Annotated in this window: 11 protein-coding genes; 5 read left to right on the top strand and 6 right to left on the bottom strand. The window is 48.6% G+C overall.

The features are described 5' to 3' along the window. Positions 1–65: 65 nt before the first annotated feature. Positions 66–1,097: a UDP-glucose 4-epimerase GalE gene (gene galE, locus IOQ59_RS04070; protein WP_193951986.1), complete on the bottom strand. Its 1,032-nt coding sequence runs from the start codon at positions 1,095–1,097 to the stop codon at positions 66–68. A 401-nt stretch (positions 1,098–1,498) separates the two neighbouring features. Between galE and galU the strand changes: the two genes are divergently transcribed. The 3 genes from galU to IOQ59_RS04055 are packed head-to-tail and all read left to right on the top strand — an operon-like array spanning position 1,499 to position 5,305. Next, a complete protein-coding gene (galU, locus tag IOQ59_RS04065; RefSeq protein ID WP_193951985.1) occupies positions 1,499–2,377 on the top strand; it encodes a UTP--glucose-1-phosphate uridylyltransferase GalU in 879 nt (292 codons plus the stop codon). A 3-nt stretch (positions 2,378–2,380) separates the two neighbouring features. Continuing rightward, complete coding sequence (gene pgi / locus IOQ59_RS04060; RefSeq protein WP_193951984.1) at positions 2,381–4,033, top strand: glucose-6-phosphate isomerase; 1,653 nt, start codon at positions 2,381–2,383, stop codon at positions 4,031–4,033. Positions 4,034–4,036: 3 nt separating this feature from the next. After that, on the top strand, positions 4,037–5,305 hold the full coding sequence (locus IOQ59_RS04055) for a nucleotide sugar dehydrogenase (protein WP_193951983.1): 1,269 nt from the start codon (positions 4,037–4,039) through the stop codon (positions 5,303–5,305). 58 nt (positions 5,306–5,363) lie between these two features. On the opposite strand, the gene tviB is transcribed toward IOQ59_RS04055, so the two are convergent. Then, positions 5,364–6,638, bottom strand: a complete 1,275-nt coding sequence (gene tviB, locus IOQ59_RS04050) for a Vi polysaccharide biosynthesis UDP-N-acetylglucosamine C-6 dehydrogenase TviB (RefSeq protein WP_193951982.1) — start codon at positions 6,636–6,638, stop codon at positions 5,364–5,366. Between the two features lie 106 nt (positions 6,639–6,744). Here tviB and mnmC point away from each other — a divergent pair, with 106 nt between their 5' ends. Together mnmC and IOQ59_RS04040 are read left to right on the top strand one after the other, a co-directional pair. After that, positions 6,745–8,712, top strand: a complete 1,968-nt coding sequence (gene mnmC, locus IOQ59_RS04045; RefSeq protein WP_193951981.1) for a bifunctional tRNA (5-methylaminomethyl-2-thiouridine)(34)-methyltransferase MnmC2/FAD-dependent 5-carboxymethylaminomethyl-2-thiouridine(34) oxidoreductase MnmC1 — start codon at positions 6,745–6,747, stop codon at positions 8,710–8,712. A 27-nt stretch (positions 8,713–8,739) separates the two neighbouring features. Then, on the top strand, positions 8,740–9,393 hold the full coding sequence (locus IOQ59_RS04040) for a CBS domain-containing protein (protein ID WP_193951980.1): 654 nt from the start codon (positions 8,740–8,742) through the stop codon (positions 9,391–9,393). Here IOQ59_RS04040 and IOQ59_RS04035 read toward each other — a convergent pair. From IOQ59_RS04035 to zipA, 4 genes are read right to left on the bottom strand one after another with little or no spacing between them, the layout of a single operon-like run. Next, the gene (locus IOQ59_RS04035) at positions 9,362–10,042 is read right to left on the bottom strand and encodes a DUF4126 domain-containing protein (protein WP_193951979.1); all 681 of its coding nucleotides are present in this window, start codon (positions 10,040–10,042) and stop codon (positions 9,362–9,364) included. The genes IOQ59_RS04040 and IOQ59_RS04035 overlap by 32 nt on opposite strands. Positions 10,043–10,099: 57 nt before the next feature. Further along, positions 10,100–10,315: a YheU family protein gene (locus IOQ59_RS04030; protein WP_193951978.1), complete on the bottom strand. Its 216-nt coding sequence runs from the start codon at positions 10,313–10,315 to the stop codon at positions 10,100–10,102. After that, positions 10,312–12,672 carry an NAD-dependent DNA ligase LigA gene (ligA, locus tag IOQ59_RS04025; protein ID WP_193951977.1) on the bottom strand — a complete coding sequence of 787 codons (2,361 nt, stop codon included), beginning with the start codon at positions 12,670–12,672 and terminating at the stop codon, positions 10,312–10,314. Before ligA ends, IOQ59_RS04030 begins: the two co-directional genes overlap by 4 nt. A 58-nt stretch (positions 12,673–12,730) precedes the next feature. Further along, positions 12,731–14,431: a cell division protein ZipA gene (gene zipA, locus IOQ59_RS04020; RefSeq protein ID WP_193951976.1), complete on the bottom strand. Its 1,701-nt coding sequence runs from the start codon at positions 14,429–14,431 to the stop codon at positions 12,731–12,733. Between the last annotated feature and the right edge of the window lie 34 nt (positions 14,432–14,465).

Here is a 14,465-nt window from a genome sequence, read left to right as displayed (position 1 = left end):
CATACATTTCAACATAAAAAAGCCCCTTAACCGGGGCTTTTTACATTCCAGATTACTTTTACTATTTATTTGAACGAACAGGCCACATCCTTAAACCCACGCGGGTTTTCTTTCTGCCAGTTCCAGTGATCACGAATCATCTCTTCAATACCAAATTCTGCGCGCCATTGAAGTTTTTCTTCACTGAATGCAGGATCCGCAAAACAGGTAGCAATATCCCCAGTTCTGCGTGGTGCAATCTCATAAGGAATATCTCTTCCAGATATCTTTGCGAAGGTCTTCACCACATCCAGAACAGAATATCCCTTACCCGTTCCCAAGTTGTAGGCCGCACACCCATGCCCGGGGTTCAGTGCATCCAGCGCCTTTAGGTGACCGGCCGCCAGATCCTGCACATGAATATAGTCACGCACACCCGTACCATCAGCGGTATCGTAATCAGAACCAAAAACTTTTAACTGACGCAGTTGCCCTGCCGCAACCTGGGCAACATAAGGCATCAGGTTATTAGGGATACCGGAGGGATCTTCACCTATAAGACCGCTTGGATGAGCACCTACAGGGTTAAAGTAACGCAGCAGCGCTATCTCCCACTCATCATCTGATACAGCTATATCTCGCAGTATTTCTTCAATCATTAACTTGGACTGACCGTAAGGGTTGGTCGCCGAAAGCGGCATACTCTCAGTAATCGGCACCTGTTCAGGATTGCCGTAGACCGTTGCAGACGAACTAAATACCAAACGTTTACAACCCGCCTTTCGCATCTCATCAAATAACGTTAACGACCCTTGTACGTTATTCTGATAATACTCAATCGGCATCTCTACCGATTCGCCGACGGCCTTTAATCCAGCAAAATGAATCACTGAATCAACTTGAGCATCTTTAAGCGTTTTAGCCACCAACTCAGAATCACGGATATCACCCTCAATAAATGCCGGGCGTTGACCACAAATTCGTTCAACCCTGTTAAATACTTCTAGGTTACTGTTACATAGATTATCCAGCACCGTAACCCGATGACCTGCATCCAGCAGCTGCACCACAGTGTGACTTCCAATGTAACCGGCACCACCAGTAACGAGTATGTTCATGTAACGTTTACCTGCCTTAATACAGATTAATCTTGTATGTGATTATAGCGGTTAATGATCTCGCTTAGAAAACCCTTAAGCTTTCAGCATTCAGTCAATATCAAAATTCTTCAATGAATCTTATTATTTCTCATAGTATTCGCTCATCATCACAGCGTTGAAAAACACGACCAATAGTAGCCTTATGCCCGAATCAACCATGCTGTAATATCCTTTGATTATTCTCACACTAGAATCCGCTATTAGAAACATGGTACGTTTATGCGGCTTAAACAACCGTTTAAACATGGCGTTTTCTGTAACCTAGATCAAGATTGTTTTTTTTTTACGTAAACCCTCTTTAACGCGGTTGAAACAATGCATACTATGGCTAGAACCGCTTACAAATGGAGTATTTTTTAATGGTCAGGAAAGCTGTGATTCCAGTCGCAGGACTAGGCACTCGTGTACTACCAGCCAGCAAAGCAATTCCAAAAGAGATGCTGCCTGTTGTTGATAAACCGGCAATTCAATTGGTGGTAGAAGAAGCGGTCCGCGCAGGTATCAAAGAAATTATTCTGATTACCCGTAGCGGCAAAGAAGCCATTGAAAATCATTTCGACAAGCATTACGAAATTGAAGCAGAGCTGGCGCGCAAGGGAAAAACCGCCATTCTGGAATCGGTCAAAGATATTCTGCCTTCTGATGTAACTCTCATGGCTATTCGTCAACCTGATGCCAAAGGTTTAGGACATGCGGTTTTATGTGCAGCAGCAGCAGTAGGTACTGAGCCTTTTGCCGTTCTTCTACCTGATGTTTTGGTGGATTGTGAAGAAGGTGAAACACACGATCTTAGTCAGATGATCGAAAATTTCTCTACCGAAAGTGCCACCCAGGTGATGGTTGAACGTGTTGCTGATGAAGATATCAGTAAGTACGGTATTGCAGACTGCAGCACCGCTCCGGCAGCGGGTACCAGTGCAGCAGTGGTTGGTTTCGTAGAAAAACCTAACACCGAAGACGCTCCCTCTAACCTTGCGGTTGTTGGCCGTTACGTTTTCCCAGCCCGTATTATGGACCTGTTGAAAGACACCAAACCCGGCGCAGGAGACGAAATTCAGCTAACCGATGCCATGGATACATTGCTGAAAGAGCAAGCCATGAGTGTGTATCGCATGTCAGGCAAAACCTTCGACTGTGGCAATAAAGCCGGTTACGTAGAAGCCGTTCTGAATTACGCCCTGAAACATCCTGAAACCAAAGAGCAGACCCATGCTCTGATTAAGCAGTTAAGCGTATAACCTATGGATCTCACACAGAGTGCTGAGTGGCAGCAGTTGAAAACCCACTCAACGTCGATAGAAGAAAGTCATCTGTACGATTTGTTCGAAAATGACGAGACTCGCGATAAGCGCTTCTCATTTCGCAATCAAGACCTCTTTATCGACTTTTCCAAACAAAGGATTGTTCCGGAAACTTTGCGGCTACTGACCGAGCTGGCCCACGCAAATAACCTCGAAGAAAAGATTAAAGATCTTTTTAGCGGACAGCGTGTCAATACATTTGAGAACAGACCAGCTCTGCACTCTGCATTACGTTTACCAGACTATCGTACACTGGAGCTGGATGATCATGACATCGTGGTCGATGTGCATGCTCAGCTTAAGAAAATGGAAATCCTGGTCGAGCGTCTTCACAGCGCACAGGCAAGAGGTTACAGCGGAAGACCGATTCGTAACGTTGTACATATCGGCGTAGGGGGTTCAGATTTAGGCCCCTTGATGACGAATCGTGCACTGTGCGACTACCCTTGCCCCGCCAGTCATCCTTTAGAGGTGTTTTTCGTCTCATCTATGGACGGTAGCCAGCTTTCACTTCTACTGAAGAAGCTGGATGCTTCCGAAACACTGTTTGTCATTGCATCGAAATCATTTACCACCCTAGATACATTGGCCAACGCTGAGACCGCCAAAGATTGGATTATGGATCGCAGCAACGTGGATGAAAATCTCGTGCTGCAAAACCATTTCATTGGCATCTCAGCAAATCCTGAAAAAATGACCTCGTTTGGTATCAGCGAGGATAACCAACTTCTGTTTTGGGACTGGGTCGGTGGACGCTACTCCATGTGGTCCTGTATCGGTTTTCCGATCGCATTACAGATTGGCTCTACCCGATTCAGGGAATTGCTTTCCGGCGCACACTGCATGGATGAACATTTTCGTTCAACCCCGCTGGAGCAAAACATTCCGGTTCTGATGGCTTTGATTGGCATATGGAATATCAACTTTCTCGATATCCATGCCCATGCAGTTTTGCCTTATGATGGTCGCCTTGCCAGATTTCCAGCCTATCTGGAACAGCTGGAGATGGAAAGTAACGGCAAAAACACCACCCTTGATCTTAAAAGTGTGGACTATGCTACCTGCCCTATTATCTGGGGTGAAATTGGGCCTAATGCACAACACGCTTTTTATCAGTTGCTTCATCAAGGCACCGAAAAGGTGATGTGTGATTTTATTGCTCCTGCACGTCGTTACAATGACATAGAAGAGCAAAAAGGCAGTGAAATCCTGCGCAGACAACATATCTTGGCGCTATCCAATTGCTTCGCTCAGTCTCGCGTCTTAGCCTTTGGCGATCATGCCCTCAGTGCAACCGATGATGTACCGTTCTACAAGCGATATCACGGTAATCAGCCGAGTACTACAATCTTACTGGATGAGCTGACGCCATTCGCGCTGGGGCAGCTGATTGCATTGTATGAACACAAAGTTTTTGCACAATCCGTTATCTGGAATATCAATCCGTTTGATCAATGGGGTGTAGAGCTGGGTAAAGTCATGGCAAGTGAAACATTATCGGTCTTGCACGGAAACAACTCTCTCACAGAGCAAAAAATGGACCCGTCAACACTGACATTGATAAATGAAATTCTTAATCTGCAGGACAAGTAAGCTATGAAAGTTATTATTTATGGCAACAACATGTCTGCAATGGGTGCGGCGGGTGTGCTTGCTCGCACCGGCAACGCAGTATACTTGCCAATCTCTTCCCATGATCTGGATAGTCGCCGAATTTCCGTTACAGAACCGGGATTGCGTGGTCTGTTACAAAGCCAATTCGATTCTGGCCGATTACGTAGTTATGATCCTCTCCATCCTCCCGCAGATGCGGATATTCACTGGCTGACCTTAGAGTCCCAGGAATACGAGGAAGCCGCAAAGATCGTAGCCGATGTAGCCTCCCGTCATGAAGGCCCCCTGCTGTTTATCAACCAAAGTATCTTTGGCATAGGCTCAACATCACGCTTGAATGCCGTATTGGGTAATGATGAGCACAGGACTGTGGTTTATGTCCCTGACTCTCTGCGCGGGGGGCGCGCACTGGAATCCTTTATTCATCCTGACCAGTTGGTGATAGGTAGTGACTCCCAGTGGGCTATCAGCAAAATCACTGCCATGTCGCGCGTACTTATGGGGCCAAACCAACGCATTCGTATCATGACGCCCCAAGAAGCAGAGTTTGCGACATTGGCTCTGAACGGGATGTTGGCGATGCGCCTCAGCTATATCAATGAGCTGGCAAACCTAGCCGACAGTATGGGCATCGATATTGAAACCGTGCGCGACACTATCGCGGGGGACACTCGTATTGGTAAACACTTCCTGAATCCAGGCTGTGGCTTTGGTGGCGAGAAATTCTCGGATCACCTGCTCTTGTTTTCCGACTTCCTGAAAGAAAAACGCCGTTCTTCTCTGTTACGCACCGTTATCGATATCAACGAGCGACAGAAAGAAACCTTGTTCAGAAAACTGTGGCGACACTTCCAAGGTAATTTGAAGGGCTGCAAGGTTGCTATTTGGGGCGCATCATACAAGTCAGGCACTGCTGATATTCATAATGCACCCAGCCTTGCCACTATTGATGCCTGCATGGCACAGGGTGTAGAAGTCCGGGTACATGACCCACTTGCGCTGCAAAACTTGGCGGAACACTATAAAAACGCGGACAACCTGGTGTTGTGTAGTACACCTGAACAAGCCGCAGATGGCGCTGATGCCTTGCTATTAATTACCGAGTGGCCTGAATACGGTATGCGCGACTTCGATAGAATCGTTAGCAGTATGCGCCGCCCTTTGCTGCTGGATGGACGTAACGTTTATGATCCTGGCGAAATGAAAGATTACGGATTCCATTACCACGGTATAGGACGCAAAGCATTTTAGGCAATGCCACAGACATAAAAAAGGCCGTGATCAACACGGCCTTTTTTATGGGTAAAAACTACAAACGTCCGTCTACCTGATCTCTTGGCAGAACCGCCTTCACATCATACAAAACATGCTGCGCTTTTCCGTAAGCACGCAGCCCAACCGCTTTCTCTTGAAATTGATTGTGAGCAACCGCCAGTATAATCACGTCATAATGGCCCTCTTGTGGCTCAGCAACCAGCTGCAAACCAAACTCCTGCTCTGCTTCCTCTGATGATACCCAAGGGTCATGTACATCCACATCAATGTGGTATCCGCGAAGTTCCTCAACAATATCCACAACGCGGGTATTGCGAATGTCCGGGCAGTTCTCTTTGAAACTTAGGCCCAAGACCAGCGCTCTGGCGCCCGCAATAGGTAAAGATCGATCAATCATCTTCTTAACAATGGAAGATACAACATATTGCCCCATGCCATCGTTAATACGACGACCGGCCAGAATAACATCGGGGAAATAACCCAATGACTGAGCCTTATGCGTCAGATAGTACGGATCTACACCAATACAATGCCCTCCGACTAACCCCGGACGGAAGGGTAAGAAGTTCCACTTGGTCCCCGCGGCCTCTAATACTTCCAATGTATCAATCCCGACCTTATCGAAGATAATCGCCAACTCATTCACCAGCGCGATATTCAGGTCCCGCTGTGTATTCTCGATAACCTTAGACGCTTCAGCGACCATAATACTGCTGGCCTTATGCGTACCTGCGGTAATAATCGTTTGATACAGATCATCTACAAAGTCCGCAACATCCGGGGTCGAGCCTGATGTCACTTTGACGATACTCGGCAATCGATGTGTCTTATCGCCAGGGTTAATCCGTTCAGGGCTGTATCCAACGAAGAAATCGATGTTAAAACGCAGACCGGAGGCCTCTTCCAGTTGAGGAATGCACACTTCCTCAGTTGCCCCTGGGTAGACCGTTGATTCGTAAATAACAATGTCCCCTTTGCTCAATACACTGCCAATCGCAAAACTGGATTTCTGCAATGGAGAGAGATCCGGTTGTTTATGTGCATCGACAGGCGTGGGGACAGTGACAATATAAACATTACAATCGGCGACAGCCGCCAGCTGATCTGAAAACGTCAGCTTATGCGCGCGCTTTAGCTCTTCTGCTTCAACTTCCAAAGTTGAATCACAACCCGCCTGCAACTCAGCCACACGGTCAGCATTAATATCATAACCAACCGTATTCATGTGCCCGCCAAACTCTACAGCGAGAGGCAAGCCAACGTAGCCCAAACCCAGCACACATAACTTAACTTCATTTTGGCTGATCATGCATAACCCTTTTCGTTTTTGACCTCTAAGCGCCGTATAATAGCACGTACAACAGTGATGACCTTATGCTTGTCATCACGGATTCCTGATTACACAGAGCGACAAGATGCCCCAAAGTTCCTCAATTCAACATGCAAACGTTATCTGGAAAGAAGACACCCCAGTCTCCACTGAGTTTGACGACTTTTACTTCAACGATCAGGACGGTCTTGATGAAAGCCGATATGTTTTTCTTGAGGGGAACGCTCTGGCTGAACGATTCTCACAACTGGATTCGGATCTATTCACGATCGCAGAAACAGGCTTTGGCGCTGGCCTGAATTTCCTGGCAACACGCGATCTCTGGCTTAAAACAGCACCCGACACGGCAACACTTCATTATATTAGCGTCGAAAAATACCCGATCAGCCAGACAGATTTGGCTCAGGCATTAACGCACTGGCCGGAGCTTCAACAAGGAACTGATCTATTGGTTGAGGCCTACCCGGAACCCATAGAAGGATTCCATCGCATCAGTTTTGACGACGGACGAATACAACTCACTCTGATGCTAATGGACGCAACCGAAGCATATCGTCAACTAACAGCCCCTGTAGACGCTTGGTTTCTCGACGGCTTTTCCCCCTCTAAAAATCCTGACATGTGGAGTGAAGAGCTGCTTCAGCAAGTTGGCCGACTGAGTAAGGCGGATACGACACTCTCCACATTCACTTCAGCCGGGGCGGTCAGACGCGGACTTGAAAGTGAAGGATTTAGTATAAAAAAGGTTGTAGGTTTTGGGCTTAAGCGCGAAATGGTACGCGCGCGCTGTACAACACCAAGACACGTATCATCAAGCACCGCGCCCTGGTTTGACCAGCCCTACCCTGCATCAAGGCCGTCACATGTTGTTGTAATCGGCGCCGGTGTCGCTGGATGCGCGACTGCCTACGCACTGGCGCAACGCGGTGTGACGGTTGAACTGGTTGAACGCAACGCAGAAATAGCGCAGGAAGGCTCTGGAAACCAACAAGGCGCGCTCTACGCAAAATTACCGGTGAGTCACAATACTCAGGGGCAACTTCATCTCAGCGGATTGCTATACAGCCGGACAAAACTTCAGCAACTTGATCCGGAACAACAGATCTGGTCTGACTGCGGGCTACTGCAGCTGGCGACCAATGACAAAGAGTTAAAGCGCCAACAAAGTATGATGCAGCACACCTCCTTCGGTGAAAACATTGTGCGGGCGGTTGATTCACAAGAAGCCACAGCGCTGGCCGGAAGTCAGGTCACCGCTCCGGGCATATTCATGCCTTACGGAGGCTGGGTAAATCCCCGTTTGTTCTGCAACACACTGATCCAGCATCCTCGGATAAACCTGCATCTCAATAAGGAAGTGTCTTCACTCGAACAGTCAGCAGAGGGAAACTGGCGTGTCCAATTATCGGGAGACGAACAACTATCATGTTCTCAACTTGTTATTTGTACGGCGGCTGAGGCCAAAAAACTACCGCAGCTCAACCATCTCCCGATTAAGCCTATCCGGGGACAAACGTCACTGACAAACCAAACAGGACCGGCATTACGGACAGTCGTTTGTGGAGACGGTTATATTTCACCCGCACTAAACGGACAATACTGTTTTGGTGCCACTTTTGACCTCCACAACCTTAGTCTTGATATACGCCAGGATGACCATCGTGATAATCTGTACAAGTTGCGCGCAGTTTTACCTGAATTGGCCGCATCGATTACAGAGGATTCGTTAGAAGGTCGTGCAGCTTACCGTTGTAGCACGGGAGATTATCTACCTATCGCCGGACCCGCACCCGACTATGAGGCATATAAAAACGATTACGCTAAGCTTCGAACAGATAGAAAATGGAAATTCACAGATACTCCCCCACAACATCTGAAGGGCTTGTATCTCAATATAGGTCACGGATCAAAAGGGCTTATAACGGGTCCAATCTGTGGAGAAGTCGTTGCAGCAAGCATCCTCGGAGAGCCTTTTCCGATTGAAAAGTCGCTACTGGATGCAGTTAACCCTGCGCGTTTTATTGTTAAGAATTTGATCAGAAAGTCGATATAAAGCTTAGTAGCGGCTGGAGCACTGCGTATGGCACTGGTTATTTACGATCACGGTTATCGAATACAGACGCCCAAAAAGTCGGAATTCCCACCGACAGGCGTTAATAGATTGACAGAACCAAGAGCTTCTCATCGAGGCGCAGATAACGAAGACAAATTTCACACTGACGGTGATAAATTCATTCGCTATCTGCAACCTGAGACCAAGAAAAAAGGACTGCCTCCGGCAACCCCAGCAACTCAGGCGTACGTTGAAACTGAAGAAAAAGCGATTGGTCTTCCCGACCGGCGCGCCCTGTCGATCTCACACATTATGAGCTCGCCTATTCATGTCATTACTCCGGGGGCCACCATATTTGCGGCATCTCGAAAAATGGATGACCTTAACATCCGACACCTCGTGGTAGTAAACGAAGAAAATCAGCTATTAGGCATGTTGTCTGAACGCGACCTGCTACGCGTAGGTAAACAATCACCCAGCTCTATAGATACTATCTACAGTAAGAAAGTTGTTGCCGCCTCTCCCGATACACAGGTACGCCAAGCGGCCCAGATCATGGTGGAATATAACATCAACTCCATCCCTGTGGTGGCAGCTGACGGCTCCGCGATTGGGGTTGTAACCCGCACTGATATGCTACATCTCTTAGTCAGTGGTCCGAATCTGGAACGCTGGGCCTGACATCACCTTTGTGTGTTATTTTTCCGGCCGACGGATTGGCCGGCCCAGCACCGAACAAGCGCGCTATCCAGCCGAATACGCTCTTAACGCCACGCCATAATTTAGGTAACAGCCAAATCATCAAGACAATAAAGACGGCCAGCGCGATCAGGAAGTACATCGGAGAATTCAACGCAGTCCAGAGACCACCAAGAACAATCAGGTCCTCAGTAAAAGACGCTGTCCAATTTGAAACAGGTTCGGGGGAAGTATTGATCAATACCCGGCTGCCTGCTTTGGTCGCATGAGTTGCAGCAGCCAAACTGCCACCAACCAACGCCGCTGCCACTTCAACAGCGGGCGTCACATCACCCACCGCTGCAGCAGCCAATGCCGCCCCGGCGGGGATACGAATAAAGGTGTGCAACCCATCCCATCCGGTATCAACTCCAGGAATTTTGTCCGCGAAAAACTCAACGCAATACATAAACCCGGCGGCCATCAGGACCAATGGATCTGTCACCACCATGAGCTCTTCGGGCAAGGAGACATGCCCCATATTGGACAACACACCCAGCATCAATACGGTTGCGTAAAGGTTAATACCACTGGCCCAGCCAACACCCATCGTTAAGGCGATCAGGCTTACAATCTGTTCTAACTGGTCCATAGGCAACTCCACTGACTGATAAGTTTCAGTATATGTCAGCCGTTGCTGGTTAAAGCACTATTCCAGCAGGCTACTGGATACTATATTGCATGCGCCTTTACCCTCGCTGAACAGGATAACTGCCTCTCCGCTCGCCAGAAGACGTTTTACCTGAACGATACGTTCTGCGAGCGAAATCTCTTCTACACCGTAATCGGTACCGTCACGCGTCACATATTCTTCAATCAGTCCGTCCAACGCATCAGGACTTAATTGGTCATGGGGAATGATCATAAGGTCTCCGGATCAACACTGTATTGCTGCAACATATCGATGAACTGGTCTTCATCCAACACAGGAACACCCAGATCATTTGCTTTGGCCAGCTTGGAGCCTGCCCCCGGCCCGGCTACGACACAATCGGTCTTTTTCGATACGCTTCCGCTTACCTTCGCACCAAGATACTGCAACGCTGACTTTGCTTTGCTGCGTGCCATCTTTTCCAACGTACCGGTCAACACATAGGTTTTCCCTTCTAGCGGAAGGGACGCACTATCAACTGCCTGTGACTCACACGACCAATGCATCCCGAAATCCAGAAGTTGAGCTTCAATGGCACGAATACGCTCAACCCACTCTCGATCATCGAGACAGTCCAATACACCGTTAATCGCTTTCGCTGACAATTTGGGCACCTGATCCAACGTTTCCAAATCCGCCGACAACAGCGACTCGAGACTTTTAAAGTAAGTAGACAAACGCTGAGCACCTACCTTCGCTACGCCGCTTATCCCCATGCGATCGATGAGTTCGGCAAAACTAATACTGGCGGTCAGGTCAGCCGATAAATCTGATTCATCTGTAAATTGAATGTCTTGTGCCAATAAGTCGTCCAGTACTGCCGCATTGTGCTCATCAGCGAAGAAATGGCTGATTTCACTCGCCACTTCACGACCAATATCCGGAAGCCACGTTAGGATCTCCGGCAGGACAACACGAATGCGCGCAAGGCTACCCAGCTTATTCGCAAGTACACGGGCCGTTTCCTCACCCACGTCAGGAATACCCAGACCGTAAATAAAACGAGCTAACGCAACTTGTCGACGCTCAGAGACTGAGTCACACAGTTTTTGCGCCGAAATCTCCGCAAATCCCTCCAAGCCTCTCAACTGCTCTGGTTTCAGCCGATAGAGATCAGCCGGGGAGGCAATTAGCTTCAACTCAACCAGTTGCTCAATAATTTTCTCACCCAGGCCGTCAATTTCTAACGCTTTACGCGATGCGTAGTGGATGATTGCTTGTTGTACCTGAGCCTGACACGCCAGACGCCCAACGCAACGATAAGCGGCCCCTTCGCTGGTCTGCTCACCGGATTTAGTCCGTTTCACAATCTGTACACGTTCAACTTCAGAACCACAGACAGGGCAACTGGTGGGTATTTCAACCGCGACAGCGCTCTCAGGGCGGCGCTCGGTCACAACTTTAACGACTTGCGGAATTACATCACCTGCACGACGAATCACCACGCTGTCACCCGCACGCAAGTCCAGACGTGCGATTTCATCCATATTATGCAAAGTGGCATTCGACACAGTCACTCCACCCACAAATACGGGCTCCAAGCGCGCAACTGGTGTAATTGCACCTGTACGGCCTACCTGAAACTCAACATCCCGGACCAGTGTAATCTCTTCTTGCGCAGGAAATTTATGCGCAATCGCCCAGCGTGGTGCTCTGGAAATAAACCCCAACTGCCGCTGCTGCTCCAAACTATTGACCTTGAATACAACACCATCAATTTCATAGGGCAGATTTGCACGCAACTGCATGATGCGCTGGTAATACTCCAGGCAGCCCTCGACACCTTCTACAACATCCAATAGGGCATTGAGCTTGAACCCCCACTCTTTCAGCTGGCGTAACACATCGGCGTGTTTACTCGGCATCTCACCGCCTTCAACAATACCGATACTATAACTGCACATCTCCAAAGGACGTTGCGCCGTAAGTCGGGGGTCAAGTTGACGCAAACTGCCAGCCGCCGCATTACGGGGGTTCACAAACGGTTTACTTCCATCTGCTCGCGCTCTTTCATTGAGCGCATCAAATCCTTTTCGTGGCATATAGATTTCACCACGTACTTCCAGGCGTTCGGGATATCCAATTCCTGTCAGCTTTAGGGGTATCGTTGGAATGGTACGGACGTTCAACGTAATATCTTCACCACTCACGCCATCACCACGCGTTGCCCCCCTTACCAACACGCCCTTTTCGTAGAGCAAACTGATCGCAATACCGTCAAGCTTCGGTTCACACGCGTATTGAATCGATTGCATATCCGCAGCATCAAGCCGATCGATTACCCGACGGTTAAACGCCTGCATATCGTCGTCGTTGAACGCATTGTCCAAGGACAACATCGGCATCTCATGCCTTACCTGAGTAAATGCATCTAACGGAGCACCACCCACTCTTTGGGTTGGCGAGTCAGAGGTGACGAGGGAGGGATGCTCTGATTCCAATGACTTGAGCTGTTGATAAAGGCGATCATACTCGGCATCAGGTACTTCAGGATCATCCAGCACATAATAACGGTAATTGTGGTGATTGAGCTGCTCACGCAGCGCCAGAATTTCCTGCTCAACAGACACAGCGGAACCCTATATTTATCAGAAAATAACGAATTGGAAGCGAAGAGGTGACGTGTGCTTAATGCACACGTCTGGACAGATTGCGCATACCGAAGTCACGGATACGCTGACGATAATGCTCTTTTGTCTGAGGCCGCAATACGGAGCGGTTCTCATCCAACAGCTCAGCACCCATATGTTTTGCAACGGTCTCTGCCGTCGCCAACATACATTCAAAGGCATTCATAACATCACGTGGTTCTTCCATCGACATAAAGAATGTCAGGCCACGAGTGGTCATTTGATCCATTTCATCCAAATCAAATGTTCCCGGATTGATTGCGCTGGCCATACTAAATTGAACAGCGCCGGTATCAATACCGTCCTCAAAACGGTGGAAAATTTTCATCTCACCGAAGCGCATACCGCATGCATTAACCAGAGGCAACAGCGTCGCGCCGGAAATAGGTAACGACTCACCTGCCAGTACGGTGATCGCAAGAACACTTTCAGGATCAGGTGTTTTATCTAATGCAGGGCGCTCAGCAAAGAGGTCTTCGGTTTCAGGGACCGGATCTGGTTCAATTTCAACCTGTGGTTCCGCCTTTTTAGGCTTGTCCGCTGCCGGAGCAACAACGCTGTTTGATGGTTTACGTTGAAGATCAGGCTCGGGCGCTATCGCTTCATCCGCAAATAATGACGGCAGCACCTCCTGCTCATCGTACTTATCATCATCCAGTAAAAGCGTAATCGGCTTATCTAAATCCAGATCATCATCTTTGGATACTTCAGAAAAACAAGGCTCTTCCTTGTGGGATTCTGAAACAGGGCTCTTCTCAATATCAGATGCCCCTTTAATGCCTGCGATAGGTGTTGAGAACGCCTCAAACTCAGATTCGCGAACCTCATTTTCCGGATCATACGCTGATCGTGTCGGTTCCGATTCCTGTGGAACATTCATTTGCGGCTCGGGCTCCGCCTGTATTTCAGCCACAAATTCAGGTACTGCATCAGGAACACGTTTCCGCGGCTCAGAGACAGACTCATCGTCAAAACCATCTAGCGTAGGAAATAGCGGTTCTGCAGGCTGAACAGAAGGGGCAGAGTGAGTGGACGCAACAACCGGAATCTCCATCTCAACAACAGGAGAAACCTCATCTGGCAGAGCTACTGGCTTACTATGTACCGCAGTGCGTTCTTCATCTTCAGACACAGCCGACTGCGCATCGTCCGCAATATCTGAATTAAGCGTTACGACCCGTGCGGGCCCCAGCAATTCATCGCAATCATCATTGTCGTAGAAACGATTTTTCTGAGGATCTACATGTGACGGACGATTATCTGACATCGGCGCATTGACCAGATTCTCTTCAGTCAAACCCGCATCGACTGGCTGAGAATGGCGCGCAGAATCCAGATTAGGCTCATCCCCAAATCCAGGTTCAATACGTTCCTGAACACCAGGCTTATGATGGTCAAATAAAATATCGGCAGCGTCAGAAGACACAGACTGACTCGATATCGGATCTATAGCATCCAGCCCCTGGTTGGGCTCCATGTCAGAGAACAGTGGATCTTCACCTACAAGTCGAGCCCCTCCATTAGGTAACTCAGGATTGCTCGACCGCACAGGTTCCTCTGGCAAATCAGCGGCTGCTGGATCGATATCCATACGCAGACGGTTTCGGTTTCCATTCATCCGACGCCAACCATCCAGGATGATAAGGCCAATCAGGATAATTCCCCCGATTACCAGCCATTCACGTAAACCGATTTCCATAAGTTAGCCGCGCCCTCGCCTTCTTTTAACAGTG

The organism is Pontibacterium sinense, from assembly GCF_015209595.1.
Lineage (GTDB): Bacteria > Pseudomonadota > Gammaproteobacteria > Pseudomonadales > Balneatricaceae > Pontibacterium > Pontibacterium sinense.
Note: the sequence above shows the minus strand (reverse complement) of the source record. Positions and strands in the feature narration are given on the sequence as shown.

What these genes read in the sequence shown, in the direction of transcription:
- pgi (WP_193951984.1), top strand. Translation starts at nt 2,381, where the DNA reads ATGGATCTCACACAGAGTGCTGAGTGGCAGCAGTTGAAAACCCACTCA.
- galE (WP_193951986.1), bottom strand. Translation starts at nt 1,097, where the DNA reads ATGAACATACTCGTTACTGGTGGTGCCGGTTACATTGGAAGTCACACT.
- tviB (WP_193951982.1), bottom strand. Translation starts at nt 6,638, where the DNA reads ATGATCAGCCAAAATGAAGTTAAGTTATGTGTGCTGGGTTTGGGCTAC.
- galU (WP_193951985.1), top strand. Translation starts at nt 1,499, where the DNA reads ATGGTCAGGAAAGCTGTGATTCCAGTCGCAGGACTAGGCACTCGTGTA.
- IOQ59_RS04055 (WP_193951983.1), top strand. Translation starts at nt 4,037, where the DNA reads ATGAAAGTTATTATTTATGGCAACAACATGTCTGCAATGGGTGCGGCG.
- mnmC (WP_193951981.1), top strand. Translation starts at nt 6,745, where the DNA reads ATGCCCCAAAGTTCCTCAATTCAACATGCAAACGTTATCTGGAAAGAA.
- IOQ59_RS04040 (WP_193951980.1), top strand. Translation starts at nt 8,740, where the DNA reads ATGGCACTGGTTATTTACGATCACGGTTATCGAATACAGACGCCCAAA.
- IOQ59_RS04030 (WP_193951978.1), bottom strand. Translation starts at nt 10,315, where the DNA reads ATGATCATTCCCCATGACCAATTAAGTCCTGATGCGTTGGACGGACTG.
- zipA (WP_193951976.1), bottom strand. Translation starts at nt 14,431, where the DNA reads ATGGAAATCGGTTTACGTGAATGGCTGGTAATCGGGGGAATTATCCTG.
- IOQ59_RS04035 (WP_193951979.1), bottom strand. Translation starts at nt 10,042, where the DNA reads ATGGACCAGTTAGAACAGATTGTAAGCCTGATCGCCTTAACGATGGGT.